Source organism: Bacteroides sp. D20, assembly GCF_003436255.1.
Classification (GTDB): Bacteria; Bacteroidota; Bacteroidia; order Bacteroidales; family Bacteroidaceae; genus Bacteroides; species Bacteroides uniformis.
The window spans coordinates 7,937-25,202 of sequence record NZ_QSOO01000020.1 but is presented as its reverse complement, the minus strand read 5'-3'; the positions used below and the strand labels follow the sequence as shown (position 1 = coordinate 25,202).

The following is a 17,266-nucleotide window of genomic DNA, read 5'->3' as shown; positions in this document are numbered from 1 at the left end:
TTTAGACGGCAAAATTAAACCTTTTTTTCCACACTAATGTTTTTTTTTGTACTTTTCGCAAAAATTTCAGCCGATATGAGTTATTTCAATACAAAAAAAGAGTTCTCGCTCAGAGATTTGCTATACAGAGCACTGATATTCATCGGCACTGTGGGGATTATTGTCTATTTTCTGCCACGTGACGGTAAATTCAACTACCAGTTCGACATTGACAAGCCCTGGAAGTACGGACAGCTCATGGCCACCTTCGACTTCCCCATCTATAAGGCCGATGAAGTGGTGAAACGCGAGCAAGACAGTATCCTCGCCGCCTTCCAGCCGTATTTCCAGCTGGACAAAAGCATTGAGAAAAGTGTGCTCGCCAAGTTGAAGGCAGACTATCAGACCCACCTGCGCGGCCTGCTTCCCTCCACCGACTACGTCCGCTTTCTGGAAAGGAAACTCTCTGAAGTATATCGCGCCGGCATCGTTTCTACCGAAGAGCTGAACCAACTGCATAAGGACAGCACAACCGCCATCATGGTCATTAACGACAAACTGGCCAACCAGCAGGACATCAACAAGGTATATTCGGTGAAGGATGCCTATAACTATATACTCACGGCCGATACCGCCCACTACCGCCCGGACATTCTACGGCAATGCTCGCTGAACGAATATCTGTTCCCTAATCTGACCTATGACGAGCAGCGGACCGAAACCGCTAAGAAGGAGATGCTCGACAACTATTCATGGGCCAACGGCATCGTACTGAGCGGACAGAAAATCATCGACCGCGGCGAGATTGTCAGCCAGGAGACATACAACATCCTTGAGAGTCTACGGAAAGAATCCATCAAACGCAGTGAGTCCATCGGGCAAAAACGGTTGATGCTGGCGGGGCAGGTATTGTTTGTCAGTATCTTCATGCTGTGTTTCATGCTCTACCTCGACTTGTTCCGTAAAGATTACTACAAGCGCAAGGGCAGCCTCTCCCTGCTCTTCGCCCTCATCATGTTCTATTGCGTGGTGACGGCCATCATGGTTGCCAACAACATATTCAATGTCTATATCATCCCGTATGCCATGCTGCCGGTCATCATCCGGGTGTTCCTCGACTCACGCACGGCCTTCATCGCACAAGTCACCACCATACTGATATGCTCCATCTGCCTGCGCTATCCGCATGAATTCATTCTTCTGCAACTCTCGGCGGGGCTGGTTGCCATCTTCAGTCTGAGGGAACTTTCACAACGGTCGCAACTGTTCCGGACAGCCTTCCTCGTCATATTGACCTACGCCGCCGTCTACTTTGCTTTCGAGCTGATTACAGAAAACGACTTGACAAAAATCAACGGAAGCATGTACACCTATTTCGTCATCAACGGAGTGTTGCTGCTGTTCACCTATCCCCTGCTCTTCCTGGTGGAAAAGACGTTTGGCTTTACCTCCAATGTCACCCTGGTCGAATTGTCCAACATCAACAACAGCCTGCTACGCCGCATGTCCGAGACAGTTCCCGGCACCTTCCAGCATTCCATGCAGGTTGCCAACCTTGCGGCGGAAGCGGCCAACCGTATCGGAGCCAAAAGCCAGCTGGTACGTACCGGAGCGCTGTATCATGACATCGGCAAGATGGAGAATCCGGTGTTCTTCACCGAGAACCAGTCGGGTGGAGTCAATCCGCATAAGAATCTGGGCTATGAGCAAAGTGCCCAAGTCGTCATCAGCCATGTGACGGACGGGCTGAAGCTGGCCGAGAAGAACAATCTCCCCAAAGTAATCAAGGATTTCATCACCACTCACCATGGCCGTGGGAAAACGAAGTATTTCTATATCTCCTGGAAAAACGAGCACCCCGGTGAAGACCCTAACGAGGAGGCATTCACCTACCCCGGTCCCAACCCGTTCACCAAAGAGCAGGCTATCCTAATGATGGCCGATTCGGTGGAAGCCGCTTCACGCAGTCTGCCCGAATATACGGAAGAGAGCATCAGCAATCTGGTAGACAAGATTATCGATTCGCAAGTGGCAGAAGGCTATTTCAAGGAATGCCCCATCACCTTCAAGGATATTGCCACCGTGAAGAACGTATTCAAGGAGAAGCTGAAGACTATATACCATACCCGCATCAGTTATCCCGAACTTAAAAAATAAGAACTATGGAAGTGACCAGTAAAGAACAGAAAAGAGCCGAACAACTGCTGCAAAGCCAGCACATCGGACTGCACCAAATCAAGAGTTTCAGTTTCATGAAGCGTTACCACCAGGTTCCCCGCAAAAGCAACTTGGCTGCGAAAGACAAATATGGTCCGGGCATACTGACTTTACATCTAAAGGAAGGGAAAGAAAAAGTAATCTATCTGCCTCCTTTCCGTCACCCTTCCTCGGTCATCCGCTACCTGGTCTCCCTAGAAATCCCCTTCGACAACTACGCACCGAGGGAACGGACAGTCGCAGAGGTTCCCACAGAAACATACCAGCGTCCGTCACTCTATATGTTCTGGTTCTTTGTCTTATTCCTGATATTCCTTATATTGGGATATTATTCCATCAGTGGCAACGTATGGTGGGGCTTCATCCCGGCTATCATTTCGTTTGCATTAAGTCTTTTTTTCATCAGCATGCTGATGACCCGCTTCTGCTACCTGACGTTGGACAATAACGGCCTCATCATACACAGCGTAGGCAGGACTATCCGCTATCCGTACCAGAACCTAAGAAAAGTAAACTTCGACTTTGCCCGCGAACAGAATTTCACGCACGTCATGGAATTGCTGGACAACGATTACCGCTACCGTCTGTTCTATATCGGAAGGGTTTCGAGAAAGAAACTGAATGAGATTGCCGAACGCCTGCAACAAGCCGGAGTGGATGCCACTTGCAGCCTGAATGATAACAAGCGGTTCTTCCAGGATACGTATATCAGCCACTAAACAGACGTTAGCCAACAAATAAGCTGTCGGATACGGCATCATTCCCGTTTCGCAGATTTCAGAATGATGCCTTTGCACTTGCTCTCAATTTATTTATAATTGCAGGATAAACCTTTTTATAAATAATTTGGAAATGAGCAGAAATGAAATTACCTTACAAGAGATGTTCTCCTCAATCATCGGGGAACTCCGGGAAAGCGGCAGGTGGGGGACGGCACACATCTACCAGTCAGCGGTGAATGCATTCTCGGCATTCACCCAATGGCAACCGATGCCCATGCGCAAGCTGAGCCCGACCGTGCTGAAGAGATTCGAAAACTTCCTCAGGCAGAGGAATTGTAGTTGGAATACGGTATCCACCTATATCAAAGCGATACGTTCGGTTTACAACCGGGCGGTGGACAAAAAGCTGGTGCGATATGTACCCAGGCTGTTTGAGCATGTGTATACCGGCACACGGGCGGATAGGAAAAAGGCGCTCGAAGCTTCCGACATAGGCTGCTTGGTACGGGAGACAGAGATGAGCCTGCAGGCCGGTAATTCTCCCAACACCCGACAGAAAACAAAAATTTTCTTTGTATTGATGTTTATGCTAAGAGGGATTCCTTTTGTGGACCTGGCCTATTTGCACAAAAGGGATTTACAAGGAAATACCTTGTCCTATAGGCGCAGGAAGACGGGACGGGCACTGACCGTCTCACTGACGCCGGAGGCTATGCAAATGGTGAGAATGATAGCAAACAAGGACAAGGACTCTCCTTATTTATTCCCCATATTACAAAGTGAGGAAGGCACAGAAGCGGCATACCGGGAATACCAGTCGGCACTCAGGGCATTCAACCAACGTCTGGCAGTACTCAGACAATGCTTGGGAATGCAGTCGGCACTCAGTAGTTATGCGGCACGCCATACTTGGGCGACCATGGCTTACCACTGCGAGATACATCCTGGAATCATATCAGAAGCCATGGGGCACTCTTCCATCACAGTGACGGAAACTTATCTGAAACCTTTCAGCAACAGAAAGATTGACGAAGCCAATCAAAGGGTAATTTCTTTTGTAAAAAACGAAGGATATCCAGTATAAAAGAGATTACTTCTTTTGAGGAAGTAGAGCAAACTTGTTGTTTCTTTTTTATAGTCTTCAAACAAAGTTTTGAGGAGCGGATTGATATTGGCTTTACAAAAAGTTTCCCAACGTAAGCAATAAACTGAAAGATAGAATCTTATATTGAGAATTAGAGACTTTTTAACTTCATAATTTCTATTGTAGCTTTTCTATGATGTTGGAGATTAAGACTATATATTATCTTTCCAATATCCCAACGGGTTGATTTTTACTATTCTGAACAAACCCCACCTATTTTCTCCTTATTCCTTGGTTATTAACGAAATTAACAAGATTTCATTACCTGCGAAGTAACGGAAAATCATATAACAAAACGGATATAGGAATGGAATATAAAATGAGAGATTATTCACTTTTTTATTTTTTAAATTTATAAATTTAAAGTTTTCAATTATGAACAAGAAGTTTCTAAGTGTGATCCTGTTCAGTGCCTTAATGGTTGGTACTGCAGGAACTTTCACGTCTTGTAAGGACTATGATGATGACATTGATCAGATCAACAATGAGTTGACTGGTATCAAGGCTTCAATCAGCGACTTACAGGCAAAAGTGGGCGATGGTAAGTTTGTTACCAACGTTGTGAAAAATGGTGATGGTATTACAATCACTTGGAGTGATAATACTACTAGCACCATTGGAACCATTAAAGGCGATAAAGGGGATAAGGGTGATGCTGCTACAATCACCATCGATCCAGTTACTAAAAATTTCATCATCAACAACGAAGATACCGGTATTTGCTCTGAAGGTAAGAATGGAGTAAACGGCATCAATGCTAAAGCTCCTTCTATCAGTAAGGAAACCGGTAATTGGGTGACTTACGAATGGGATGCTGAAAAGAATGACTATGTCGGCACTGATACTGGCATTTCTGCCATGGGCGCAAGTACTTATGTCGTAGATAAGACCAGCTACTGGGAACTGCACGTTGCAACAAGTGAAAATGGTGAAGGCGAACCTGCTGTCATCAAATTACCCAAAGCCGCATCTATTACAAGCTTGAAAGCGGTTTCTATTAATGACGGTAAGATTGAAGCTGCTAATGTTACAATGAGCTATGGTAAGGCATTGGGTACTGATGTGAAATTTAATAATGTAACATATAAGAAAGACGCTATTTTGCTTTCACAGACTAGTACATTAAGTGCCATTGTAAATCCTCAGGATGCCGATGCCACTAAATATGCTTATGTTTTGTCCGATTCAAAAGGTAATATGCCTTTCAAGGTGACTAATCCGGTAGCTAACATGACTGAAGATGCATTGACTCGTGCAGCTTCAGTGAACAAGGGTGTATTCGATATGACTGTAGAGTATCTTTCTACAGCAAATTGTGGTAAATCTGCAGGAACTTATGCTTTAACGACTGAAACTGCCGACGGTTTGGTCGCTTCCGCATATGATGTAAAAGTGACAGAAAAGACTGTTAATACAATTACTGTAACTAACCTGAAAGATCTTTCTGTTGACATCAATAAGGAACTTGATTTAATCAGATGTTTCAAAAATGCTAATGTTGCTACTGTTGATGGTGTTACTGTTGCCGATTTGACTCCTTATATCGTTGATTACTATTTTGAAATTGCCGATAAGACTGCTGCAGCAAATCTTGGTGCAACTATATCAGGAAATACGATTAAGGCTGAAAAGGCTGGTAGTCTTAATATTAAAGTAAATTATCTGTTAGTAAATGGAACTGTTGCAGAAGCTACAACTGCCAAGACTATTACAGTAACCTTTAAATATGTTGCTCCTTCAACAACTTTAGGTGATGTAGAATGGACAGTAAATAAAACTAATGCTGCTTTCTTCTTGCCATTGGGTGATATTCAAGCAGCTTTGGCTGGTTCAACTGACACTGACCTGCCTTCTGTTGCAAAGGTTGGAAGCATTACTTGGGCAGACGGCAAGGCTCTTACTGAAAAGACAATCACAGTAAACGGTGTGAAATATGGTAAGGATGGAACTGCATTCGATGAAAGCTGGATTACAACAATTGATGCAAGCACTCTTTATGTTAAAAACAGTGCAGGTCAATATGTTTCAGCGGCTGGCTCTAAGATTCAGACCCCGTTGTACATCAAGTTCAGTTTCGATTACACTAAAGCATTCCCAGCAGAAGAAAGCTATCAAATTGTATTGGGCTTGAAGAAGAAGGGAGCCGCAGTAAACGCCTTTGAAATTCCTGTTAAGGTTACTATCAAGTCTCCGGCTGAGTCAGCTGTAACTCCGTTCAGCAGACTGTCTGCTTACTTCGTTGGTGACAACGCTGTAGCTTACGGTTCAGCAGATGGTACAGATGTTACTTATAACTTGTTCAAGCTGTACAAAGACATGGGTGCTGAAAAGACCAATGTAGCGTTTACTGAAACGCTTCACGAAATTGATGGACACACTTGTACACCATGGATTACAACAACCGGTGTTGCTGGTGATATCAGCGTTGAGGTATACGACAATGCTGCGGATGCAGACAACAGAGACAACGTTTACTCAACTCGTGAAATCCAGGCTGCTTATACTGTATTCGGCAACGTTCACATCGCTAAGATTGTAGATAAATTCAACTTGACAGTTAAGTCTGAAATCAAGGAAGGTGCCTTGGAAGCTACTGCAGCTGCAAATGCTTCTGGCAATGGTGTTAGTCCTATCAAGGTTAGCTTGAAGAACATCACTGCTAAGGATGTTTACGGAGAGGCTTATAACTTGACTCAGATGTATAAGAAATCAGGTGCTAATTATGTAGAGGATACAACTGAGCCTATGGATAGTAGAATCCAAAGCGTGAGAGTTGTTTTGGCTGATGACAATGCCAAAGAATATCTGGCTATTGAAGACCATGGTGGAAATCAGTTTGCTCCGACTGAGACTGACGCTTACTCTTACTTCTCAGTAGTGAAGAAGAGCGCAGAAACTGCATTGCAGAACGATGTTCCATGTAAGGTTTCTCTCGTTGTACTTGATAAGTGGGGTGCTACCACAACCACTACTGTAACAATTACTTTGAAGAAGTAAGATATATAGTACATAGATAGACTTGAGGGTATTCCGATAAAACGGAATACCCTCTTTTTTTCTCCAGAAATTTATTTTCCATCACTTTGCTTCCACACTTCCACCCACCTCCTGCATCCCCCTATCCATCGGCATTTGAGCTGCTGTGGAAGCAACCAAAAAAGGTGGAAGCAAAATCTGCTTCCACCTACTCAAAACGCCTAAGTTTTACCGTAACCTACTCGTCTCTACCATAATACCCCGTGCAAGGTACATAAATCGGTTGGTTCAGTTTTCCTGTATTCTCGAGCTTGCCTTCGCTGCGAAGCAGGCGAATATGAAGCTGTGCCGTAGAGCGCATCATTCCGCAGAGGCTCTGAAAATCACTGCGCGTAAGGAACTGATGCGTAGAGAAGTAGCTCGTCAGCCGCCTGTCAATCTCCTTGTCACTCAGTTTTTGGGAATGCTCATTCAGCCCCAGTGGTTTAGCTTTGATAGCGCCTATCTCATTCTTCAGTACCTGGTCGGCACGAAACTTGATGCCCTTCAGCTTAATCTTGGTGGTTTTACGTTTGGTCGCAGCGGTCACCGGCTCCGTGCTAGTCAGTACGGGATGAAAGTAACCGATACCGTCCAGATGCACCTGCCGCCCCTCGGCAAGGTCTTCCCCCATGACGTGCGACAAGGCATCCAGCACCGCCGAAACATCAGTCTTCGTCAACGAACAGCGTTCCTGAATCCGACGTCTCAGTTCGGCAGTACTGGTAGAGCCGTTCAAGCGGATGCGCGGATGAAGTATCTTTTCTTCCCGCTGTTTGTCTTTAGGTTCCGGGAGCTCATACCAATCGAATAAAATTGCCATAGTTCAATGTCTTTTAAGTTGTTGTACAATACGTTCGCGCCCTATGCGGAATAGGTGCGGGTTACGTACTTCATCCGTAAAAGCTTTGGGAAGAGAAACGCCTAACGACCATGAACAGCTCTGCTTACGGTCGTCAAGCGATTGCTTCATGGCCGTAAGCAGAGCTGTTCATGGTCGTTAGGCGTCATCTATTCCCTATACAAAAGTAGACAAACAAAGGGAGAAAAACAAAGGAATGCCTATGTTTTAAAAAAGAAATCCAAAGGTTTCCGATACCACGCTGTATAGTTTGTGGAAGCAGGGATTTATTTAATAATTATTCTACTGAATACTTGTTTTCCGCCTTCTGATATCGTATCTTTACGAGAATTATATTTACTTAAACAAGCTGACAAACAGAATGAAAATTACCTTGATTAGAGCAGAAAAAGAGAGCGGAAAGGAAGCCCTCAGCACCCTGGAAGTGGATGCACTGATTAAAAAACTGAAAACCGAAACCAAAGCCGGACATGTATCGACCCTCCGGGCCATCCTTCCTCAACTGGAGGGTACTTGCGCCCAATACGAACATATAGACAAACTGCCACGCATCTACCCTGCCGTGGAATATAGCCGTACGCAAGAGGGAGAACGGCGGATGAAGAACTATAACGGACTCGTACAACTGGAAGTAAACCGTCTGTCGGGCATTGCCGAAGCGGAATATGTAAAGCAACAAGCCGCCCTGCTGCCACAGACCTTTGCCGCTTTCTGCGGTTCCAGCGGACGGAGTGCCAAGATATGGGTATTGTTTGCCCTGCCCGACGGCACGACGCCGAAGCGGGAGAGCGATGCCGCCTTGTTTCATGCCCACGCCTACCGTATGGCGGTGAAGTGCTACCAGCCCTTACTGCCGTTTGCCATTACATTGAAAGAACCTTCCCTTACCCAGAGTTGCCGCATGACTCTGGACGGATATCCATACTACAATCCTGCCGCTGTGCCTTTCTGCTTGGAACAACCCCTCGGCATGCCCGAGGAAGAGAACTTCCGGCAACGAAAACTCGCAGAAAAGAACCCGCTGTTGCGGCTGCATCCGGGCAGTAAAGCTTCGGACACCTTCGCCGTACTCTTCGAATCAGCCCTTGACCGTGCATTTCGCGAATTGGACGGCTGGAAACGGGACGAGGATTTACGGATACTGCTGGTGCCTCTGGCCGAACATTGTTTCAAGGCAGGCATCCCCGAAGAGGAAGTAGTCCGCCAGACATTGATGCACTATTACCGGGAAGCGGATGAATTCATTGTTCGTCAAACGATTCATAACCTATATCAAGAGCTTAAAGGCTTCGGGAAAAAGAGCAGTCTGACGCAAGAGCAGGAGAGCGTTTTCCGGCTGGAAGAGTTTATGGGCCGCCGGTATGAGTTCCGCTACAACACCGTTCTGGATGATTTGGAATACCGTCAGCGCGACTCCGTCCATTTCTATTTCAAGCCTGCTGACCAGCGTGCCCGCAGTACGGTCTCCATGAATGCCCTGAAGGAGGGTATCCGCGTATGGGACCGCGACATCAACCGTTTCCTTACTTCAGACCATGTGCCACTCTATAATCCCGTCGAAGAATACCTTTACGATACCGGCCGCTGGGACGGGAAAGACCGCATCCGGGCGTTGGCCGACCTCGTCCCGTGCCACAATCCTCATTGGCGGGAGTTGTTCTACCGCTGGTTCCTGGGCATGGTGGCACACTGGCGTGGAATGGACCGGCAACACGGAAACAATACTTCTCCTCTGCTTGTCGGTTCCCAAGGGTTCCGGAAATCTACCTTTTGCCGCATTTTGCTGCCACCGGAGCTGCGTTTCGGCTATACGGACAGCATCGACTTCAAGAGCAGGCAGGAAGCGGAACGCAGCCTGGGACGCTTTCTGCTCGTCAACATCGACGAGTTCGACCAAATCAACATCAACCAGCAGGGCTTCCTGAAGCATCTGCTGCAGAAACCGGTTGCCAACCTGCGCAAACCCTACGGCAGCACCATCCGGGAGATGCGGCGGTATGCCTCCTTCATCGGCACCAGCAACCAGAAGGACTTGTTGTCCGACCCCAGTGGCAGCCGCCGTTTCATCTGCATTGAGGTCACCGGCCCCATCGATACAAATGTCACCATCAACTACCGCCAGCTCTATGCACAAGCTCTGAATGCCGTAGCCAAAGGTGAGCGCTACTGGCTGGATGATGCCGATGAAGCCATCTTGAAGCGGACGAACCGGGAATTTGAACAGCTCACCCCACTGGAACAACTCTTCCACAGCCATTTCCGTGCGGCAGAAGAGGATGAGGAGGGGCAATGGATGATGCCCATGCAGATTATTTCCGCCTTGCAGACAAAGACGCGTGACCGTCTGGCTATCAATAAGGTGGCCGTATTCGGGCGGACGCTCAAGAAGCTTGAAATACCGAACAAGAAGTCACGGCAGGGGACGCTGTACCATGTAATGCCGCTGGATTAAATGCTCTGCAGTAACCCCGCACAAGCATCTTCCAGAATGTCCAGCACATACTCAAAACCTTCGGAACCGCCGTAATAGGGGTCCGGTACATGGTCGGCATGGGTAAACTTTGTACAGTATTCCGTCATGCGGTGTATCTTGCTCCATTCGGCGGTTGAAGGGGCACGATCTTTCAGGTCGTCGATGTTGCGGTCGTCCATACCGATAATCAGGTCGAAGTTGTAAAAATCCTCGGTACGTACGGGTCGCGAAAGATGCGTCAGATTGTATCCACGGCGGGCGGCATGGGCACGCATCCGGCTGTCCGGCAGTTCGCCCTGGTGATAGGACAGAATGCCTGCAGAATCGATTAAAAACTCATCCGCACGTCCGGCTTCTTCTACCAGATGCTTCATGACTCCCTCTGCCGAGGAGGAACGGCAAATGTTGCCGAGGCAAACGAAAAGTATCTTCTTCATATTTCTTTAGTTACGAGTTATTTACATCGGGTCTACATCATAATACACTATCAGCGACTTGAAGCGGTCTTCCGCCACCATCTCCTTTTGCACCTGGACGAGCAGTTCGCGGGCACGTGCCATCGGGGCATTGGTTTCTATCTTCAAGACAATCTTTCGGATGAACAGGGTCTGTACGCGTGCTACGGGCGGCTTGTCCGGTCCCAGCACACGGTTGCCAAAGACGGTGCGGAGCTTGGCGGCCATAGTCTGTGCCATGAGGTCGAGCAGGGTCTCGTTCCGGTTCTTCAGGTAGACATACACCAGGCGGTAGTAGGGCGGGTAGTGGAACATCTGGCGTTCGGCAAGCTGCCCGCCTACCATGGCTTCGTAGTCGTTGGCAATGACTTGCGGGATGATGGGATGGTCGATGCTTTTGGTTTGTAGCACCACCCTGCCGCGCTTGTTCTTCCGTCCGGCGCGTCCGGCAACCTGCGCCATCAGCTGGAAGGCGCGCTCGTAGGCGCGGAAGTCGGGATAGTTCAGCATGGTGTCGGCATTGAGTATGCCCACAATGCTGACGTGGTCGAAGTCCAGACCCTTGGACACCATTTGCGTGCCTATCAGGATGTCCGTCTTGCCTTGCTGGAAATCGGAGATGATGCGCTCGTAGGCGGTACGGGTGCGGGTGGTGTCCAAGTCCATACGGGCTACGCGGGCGTCGGGGAAGAGGGCTTTGATGTCATCTTCTATTTTTTCCGTGCCGAAGCCGCGGTTGCGCAGGTCAGTGCCCTCGCAGGCGGGGCAGATGCGGGGCAGTTGGTAGGTGTAGCCACAGTAGTGGCAGGTCAGTTGGTTCAGCCCCTTGTGGTAGGTGAGGCTGACGTCGCAGTTCTTGCACTTGGGTACCCAGCCGCAGGTGTTGCACTCTATCATGGGGGCGAAGCCGCGGCGGTTCTGGAAGAGGATGACTTGTTCTTTCTGTTCCAGCGCTTCGCGGATATATTGCAGGAGCAGCGGAGAGAAGGGACCTTTCATCATCTTCTTGCGGTGCAGCTCCTTGATGTCTACGGGGATAATCTCCGGCAGTTGTATCTCTTTATAGCGTTCTTTCAGTTCCACGAGGCCATACTTACCGGTAGTGGCGTTGTGCCAGGTCTCTACGGAAGGGGTTGCCGTGCCCAACAGAGTTTTGGCGCCATACATGGAGGCGAGTACAATGGCTGCATTGCGGGCATGATAGCGGGGAGCAGGGTCTTGCTGCTTGTAGGTGTTTTCGTGCTCCTCGTCCACAATCACAAGACCGAGGTTGCGGAAAGGAAGAAAGACGGAGGAGCGGACGCCGAGAATAATGTCATAGTCTGCTTCCGACAGCTGCTTCTGCCAGATTTCCACCCGTTCCGCATCGGGGAACTTGGAGTGGTAGATGCCCAGACGGGAACCGAAAACGCGTTGCAGGCGCTCTGTGATTTGCGCAGTGAGGGCTATTTCGGGCAGGAGATAGAGCACCTGCTTTCCTTGCCGGATGGTTTCTTCTATCAGATGAATATAGACTTCGGTCTTGCCGCTTGCCGTGACACCATGTAGCAGGCAGACGTTCTTGCTTTGAAAATTCTCTAAGATGGAGTGATAAGCGCGTTGCTGGTGCTCGTTCAGCGGGTTGACGGGGATGACTTCTTTGAGGAGTGCTTTGTCTATGCGACCTATTTCCTGCTGGTAGACTTCGAATACACCACGGTCCACAAGACCGTTGAATACGGCAGGGGTGGCATAGGTGCGTTGCAGCAGTTCGGCTTTGGAGACTTCTTTTATATCTCGTCCGCTGAGGTAGCCGGAGAGTTCCAGATATTTCATCAGCAGGTCCAGTTGCTTGGGGGCACGGCGCTGCAACTCGTCGAAGAAGATGTGCAGGCGGTGTTCGTTGCGGGCGGCGGCGGTGAGGCGTACACGGGTTTCGGTCTTAGGCTTGTAGGTGCGGCGCAATTCTTCCTTTACGAAGATGGCCTCTTTGTCGAGCAGTGACTTGATGACAGAAAGTATGTTCTTGATGCCGGTCTCCTTCTCCAGTTTCGTCACGCATTGCTCCGGGTCGGCAGAGAGCATATCCAGTATCTTCTGTTCCTTCTCCGGCAGGCAGACATCGGATTCGAAATCGGGGTTGTACTCTACGATTGTTTCGCTTTCCAGCTTCAAGCCAGAGGGTAAGGCGGCTTTGTAGACGTCTCCTTGCGTGCAGAGATAGTAATCGGAGAGCCATTCCCAGAACTTGAACTGCCGCGGAAGCAGTATCGGGCGGGCATCCAGCAAAGCGGACACTTCCTTTACTTCGTATTCGGTGGGGGCACAATAGTGCACGTTGCGCACGATGGCTGTATAGTATTTCTTCCGTCCGAATGGTACTACCACCCGGCAACCAATCTGCACTTCATCCGCCCACTCGTCGGGCAGGGAATAGGTGAAGCAGCTGTGCAAAGGCAAAGGCAATATGACGTCGGCGAACTTTTTCATCGTGGGGACAAAGATAGTGGAAAGTGGAGGGAGAATGAAATGAACGGGGGCATTTTTTATGCTGAGGAGAGGAGGAGGCTGTTGTGGATTTGGGATGAAGATAAGGGGGGGATATGGGTATTACAGATTTTATGGGTAGGATGGGTGTAGAGGTATGGGGAAACTGGTGTAAGCGTTTTATAAGCTTTGTTCGATGTATTAAAATAAGAGTGAGTTAGTTATGGTAAAACTATGGCATTTTGAGTAGGTGGAAGCAGATTTTGCTTCCACCTTTTTTTGTTGCTTCCACAGCGGGGTAAGTGCCGATGGACAGGGGGATGCAGGAGGTGGGCGGAAGTGTGGAAGCAAAGTGAGGAGAAAAAAGTTTCTGGAGAAAAAAAGGAGGATGTTCCCATAGAACATCCTCCTTTTGATTTTATAATTGTCTATTCAGACAATTTTCTACTACTCAGATTATCTAGTAGCTTGTTTACGTGTGATAGTTACGTTGTATGCATACTCACTAGTACCCCAGTCGTGAACGAACTGCAGAACCACATTTACTGTATGAGTAAACTCAGTACCTGTCGGGAGTGCAATACAAGTCAGCTTACCAGTTGTAGGATCTACCTTGAAGTATTCATCTTTGTCTGTTCCGTTAGACATAATGTAGCGGAGACCAGTTTTAACAGACTTCTTGTACAAAGCAGCACGAGCAGTGACTTCTTCGGCATTGAATGTAGTTCCATTGAATTTAACAACTGTCTCACCTGCATAGTCTTTCAATATCAGATTCTTCCAGAAGTCTTCAGCCTTAGTCTTAGTGCCAGCTACAGAATTTTCAATCAATTGCTTCAAAGTAATTTCTGTATCCTTGGCCAAGTTCGGATCGTTGAATGCTTTCAGTGCAGCACCACCGGTGAAATCTGCTATCGGACGAGCTACAGTCCATAATTCTTCTGCATCAGGTTTACGGTTCTTGTCAGTAGCATCGTAACCATTTGCATCATAAATATCAACTTTCAGATTACCAACCTTCTTGATATCAATAGGAGCAGTGAATGCTATTCTCCATTCGCCATTTGATTCTTCAACAACTAATTGCTTCTTCTTCATCAAATCTTGTACAAATGCATTCTGCTTATCTTTATTCAATTCGAATACAGCTTTAGCATCAGCAGGAGTTACATCATACATGTGAGCGAAGTTTTCAGACTTAATACCGAAGTTGCCGTTAGCAGCATCACTCCAGTCACCAATGATTGTACGTGCTTCGTATGCTTTCTTGATAGAAACTGCAAATGTGCGATTTACAGAAACTTTATTCAGAGTCAACATGAAGTATTTTCTATCATATTCATTGCCAACTGCATAAGGAGCATTATCTTTCCAAGTACCATTCCAAACACTATTGTAGTTAGCTGTAGGTGATACATAAAGAGTCGTCTCTGCCAATTCTACCTTTGGCCCTACAACCAGGAATAAAGAGTCTTTGTCTGCATTATCACCACCGTTTCTGTAGTACAAGTAGATATCTTTTGCATTAACCTTCAAGTTGTCAGAATTCAAGGCAGAACCAACCGCGTCGTTCTTCATGTATGCCCGACCTTCTGTCTTAGAAAGCATCTTGTATTCTTTTGCTTTCGCATCATATACATAAAGTGGCAACAGATGATTTCTGTCTTCTACATTGTTACCGGCAACAATATCACGTCCACCGATTTCAGATTCAAACTTACGAACATTCAATGCAATAACAGTTGCCTTACTAGCATTGTAGCTCATTGACAGATTGCCTTCATTCGGAATCAATTCGATGGAATTATATGTATATGGATCTTCAGCCTTACGAATAGCTTGAATAGGGAATGTATTTTCAAATACATAGTCAGCAACACCTTCAACTTGTGACTTCACAGTCGTTGTAAGTTTTATTGCTGCATATTCGTTAATGGCAGATGCCTGATATTGTTCTTTTACAGAAAGGATACCATCGTTGATTTGGAAGATACCTTGTTTAGATTGTATTTCCTTGCCATTCAAAATGAATTTAGTGTTATTTGGCAATAACTCAAATTTCTGAGTATACTCAAGACCTATTTCAGACAATTCCGGGGTACCGGATACGTTAGACATATAAGCATTTATAGAGTCATTCAAATTATAAGATTCATTATAAGTAAATGAATCTTTCTTGGGATGCTTTTCATCATAGGCACCAGGTAAATCAAAAGGCCAGCCGTTCTCAGCTCTGTGAGAGTGGGCTGCAAAAATCCAGTCTGTATTTACCCAACTTGATTTGATGCTAAAATAGTCAGAAGAAGAAGTGTATTGCTTATACATGGTGACATCCAAAGAAGACATATACATTTGTCCATCTACGATATTTTCCTTAGCAATCATCTTCACTGACAGAATACCATTATTCAATTCAGGAGTTCCTTTCACACTCCAAACCGGAGTATCAACAGCACGTGTTTTATAAGAATCAGAGAAGAAGTATTCAGCATCTGTTTGACTATATTGATTAGGCCAAACTTTAAATTCAGCGACACCCGGTATGGCAGCAAACAATTTGAATTCTTTGGCAGATTTGTCATAAGAATAGAGTTGATAAGCATTAACATCTGCTTTTTCACCTAAACCGGTTACAACATCTACCAGACGGAAAGGCTCTTGAGAATTTTCCGGATCGAGTATTGGGTCGTTTTTCCAGTTTTCGCTATTGTATTCTTCATCTTCTCTGGTTGCCTTTCTGTATTCCCACCCAGAGCCATCAGCCTTTTTGAACCAATTATAAATATCTAATTTAGCAACCTCAGAGCTACCAACAGTTGAATTATCCGCATAGGGCTTTCTGAAAGCAATGCTCTGTAAACCGTTGAAAGCAGAGCCTTCCATTAACAAAGTATATGACTGACCGCCAATAGTAACCTGCATGGTTCCATCCTTTTCATTGTAAATCATTGAAGGAACGTTAGCATTGTATTTGAATGAAGTCTTATACTCTCCAATGCAGATATAACCCTCTTCGTCTACCTTCACGTAGTTTCCGATAGCTTCTTCAACATTAGCTTCTGAACCTGCAGCCTTGATTTTCTCACCTGCGTCATTCAATACATACTCATAGGTTGCACCTTCATCTACGCTAATCATCCAGTAGTTCTCGGCATCTACCTTGAACTTCGGAACGATTGTAGCCCCGGTTTCACCCTTCGGGCCTTGAATACCCTGAAGTCCTTGCTCACCTTTTTCGCCTTGAGCACCATTCTTGATAGTTAAAGTTTCGCCACCGGTAAAAGTCAGTAAATAACCACCCTCAACAGGAGCATAACTTTCGATGAATTTCTTGCCATTGATTGCAGCAAGGATGTCATCAATCTGTTTTTTGTTTGCATCGATCTGCTCCTGCAAGCCATCGATGTCATCATCATAGTCCTTACAAGAAACAAATGTACTTGTGGAGCCAACCATTAAAGCTCCAAACAAGATTGCACTTAGAAACTTTTTGTTCATAATTGAAAACTTTAAATTTATAAATTTAAAAAAATAAAAAGTGAATAATCTCTCATTTTGAATCCCTTTCGCATACTTCTTTTGTTACTAAGTATTCCGTTACTTCGCAGGTAATGAAATCTTGTTAATTTCGTTAATAATCAGGGAATAAGGATGAAATAGACCGGTTTTGTTTGGAATAGTAAAAATCAGTCCGTTGGGATATTGGAAAGAGGATTGGAAGTCCAGAAAGATGACAGTGGGAAAAGGATGAAATGAGGCCTTCAAAGGATGAAAGTGTATATTTTTCGGTTCAAAAGGTTGAATGACAGTCCATTGATAGCACCGATTGGAGCTCCGTAAAGACAACACCATTCCGTTCCTCAAAACTCATTTTGAAGATTCCGGAAAATGCGCAACAAATCTATTCTATCCTATCAAAAGAAGTAACGTCTT

10 protein-coding genes are annotated in these 17,266 nt (G+C 46.3%); 5 read left to right on the top strand and 5 right to left on the bottom strand.

Annotated features, from left to right (window positions below):
* Positions 1-75: 75 nt before the first annotated feature.
* From DXD78_RS17685 to DXD78_RS17670, 4 genes are all read left to right on the top strand, one after another.
* Positions 76-2,136, top strand: coding sequence for an HD family phosphohydrolase (locus DXD78_RS17685; RefSeq protein ID WP_009037308.1), 2,061 nt, complete (start codon positions 76-78; stop codon positions 2,134-2,136).
* Positions 2,137-2,141: 5 nt separating this feature from the next.
* Positions 2,142-2,915 carry a hypothetical protein gene (locus DXD78_RS17680; protein ID WP_009037309.1) on the top strand — a complete coding sequence of 258 codons (774 nt, stop codon included), beginning with the start codon at positions 2,142-2,144 and terminating at the stop codon, positions 2,913-2,915.
* A 133-nt stretch (positions 2,916-3,048) separates the two neighbouring features.
* Positions 3,049-4,002, top strand: a complete 954-nt coding sequence (locus DXD78_RS17675) for a site-specific integrase (protein ID WP_009037310.1) — start codon at positions 3,049-3,051, stop codon at positions 4,000-4,002.
* A 435-nt stretch (positions 4,003-4,437) separates the two neighbouring features.
* Positions 4,438-7,059, top strand: coding sequence for a hypothetical protein (locus DXD78_RS17670; protein WP_034529126.1), 2,622 nt, complete (start codon positions 4,438-4,440; stop codon positions 7,057-7,059).
* A gap of 217 nt (positions 7,060-7,276) precedes the next feature.
* Here DXD78_RS17670 and DXD78_RS17665 read toward each other — a convergent pair whose 3' ends face one another.
* Entirely contained in the window at positions 7,277-7,900 is a 624-nt protein-coding gene (locus DXD78_RS17665; protein ID WP_009037338.1) for an HU family DNA-binding protein, read from the bottom strand.
* A 3-nt stretch (positions 7,901-7,903) separates the two neighbouring features.
* Positions 7,904-8,050, bottom strand: a complete 147-nt coding sequence (locus tag DXD78_RS21120) for a hypothetical protein (RefSeq protein ID WP_155517626.1) — start codon at positions 8,048-8,050, stop codon at positions 7,904-7,906.
* Positions 8,051-8,300: 250 nt separating this feature from the next.
* Here DXD78_RS21120 and DXD78_RS17660 point away from each other — a divergent pair, with 250 nt between their 5' ends.
* Positions 8,301-10,391 carry a BT4734/BF3469 family protein gene (locus tag DXD78_RS17660; RefSeq protein ID WP_022400593.1) on the top strand — a complete coding sequence of 697 codons (2,091 nt, stop codon included), beginning with the start codon at positions 8,301-8,303 and terminating at the stop codon, positions 10,389-10,391.
* On the opposite strand, the gene DXD78_RS17655 is transcribed toward DXD78_RS17660, so the two are convergent.
* The 3 genes from DXD78_RS17655 to DXD78_RS21395 all read right to left on the bottom strand — a co-directional run bounded on the left by DXD78_RS17655 (position 10,388) and on the right by DXD78_RS21395 (position 16,831).
* Positions 10,388-10,849: a low molecular weight protein-tyrosine-phosphatase gene (locus tag DXD78_RS17655; RefSeq protein WP_005825832.1), complete on the bottom strand. Its 462-nt coding sequence runs from the start codon at positions 10,847-10,849 to the stop codon at positions 10,388-10,390. The two genes, DXD78_RS17660 and DXD78_RS17655, sit on opposite strands and share 4 nt — an antisense overlap.
* A 21-nt stretch (positions 10,850-10,870) precedes the next feature.
* Positions 10,871-13,336 (bottom strand): primosomal protein N', encoded by a 2,466-nt coding sequence (priA, locus tag DXD78_RS17650; RefSeq protein WP_009037340.1) that lies wholly within the window; start codon positions 13,334-13,336, stop codon positions 10,871-10,873.
* A 453-nt stretch (positions 13,337-13,789) separates the two neighbouring features.
* A complete protein-coding gene (locus DXD78_RS21395) occupies positions 13,790-16,831 on the bottom strand; it encodes a PL29 family lyase N-terminal domain-containing protein (RefSeq protein WP_227741089.1) in 3,042 nt (1,013 codons plus the stop codon).
* Between the last annotated feature and the right edge of the window lie 435 nt (positions 16,832-17,266).

Excerpts from the sequence above, each read along its gene's own strand:
- DXD78_RS17685 (WP_009037308.1), top strand. The coding sequence starts at position 76 with ATGAGTTATTTCAATACAAAAAAAGAGTTCTCGCTCAGAGATTTGCTA.
- DXD78_RS17680 (WP_009037309.1), top strand. The coding sequence starts at position 2,142 with ATGGAAGTGACCAGTAAAGAACAGAAAAGAGCCGAACAACTGCTGCAA.
- DXD78_RS17675 (WP_009037310.1), top strand. The coding sequence starts at position 3,049 with ATGAGCAGAAATGAAATTACCTTACAAGAGATGTTCTCCTCAATCATC.
- DXD78_RS17670 (WP_034529126.1), top strand. The coding sequence starts at position 4,438 with ATGAACAAGAAGTTTCTAAGTGTGATCCTGTTCAGTGCCTTAATGGTT.
- DXD78_RS17665 (WP_009037338.1), bottom strand. The coding sequence starts at position 7,900 with ATGGCAATTTTATTCGATTGGTATGAGCTCCCGGAACCTAAAGACAAA.
- DXD78_RS21120 (WP_155517626.1), bottom strand. The coding sequence starts at position 8,050 with ATGAAGCAATCGCTTGACGACCGTAAGCAGAGCTGTTCATGGTCGTTA.
- DXD78_RS17660 (WP_022400593.1), top strand. The coding sequence starts at position 8,301 with ATGAAAATTACCTTGATTAGAGCAGAAAAAGAGAGCGGAAAGGAAGCC.
- DXD78_RS17655 (WP_005825832.1), bottom strand. The coding sequence starts at position 10,849 with ATGAAGAAGATACTTTTCGTTTGCCTCGGCAACATTTGCCGTTCCTCC.
- priA (WP_009037340.1), bottom strand. The coding sequence starts at position 13,336 with ATGAAAAAGTTCGCCGACGTCATATTGCCTTTGCCTTTGCACAGCTGC.
- DXD78_RS21395 (WP_227741089.1), bottom strand. The coding sequence starts at position 16,831 with ATGAACAAAAAGTTTCTAAGTGCAATCTTGTTTGGAGCTTTAATGGTT.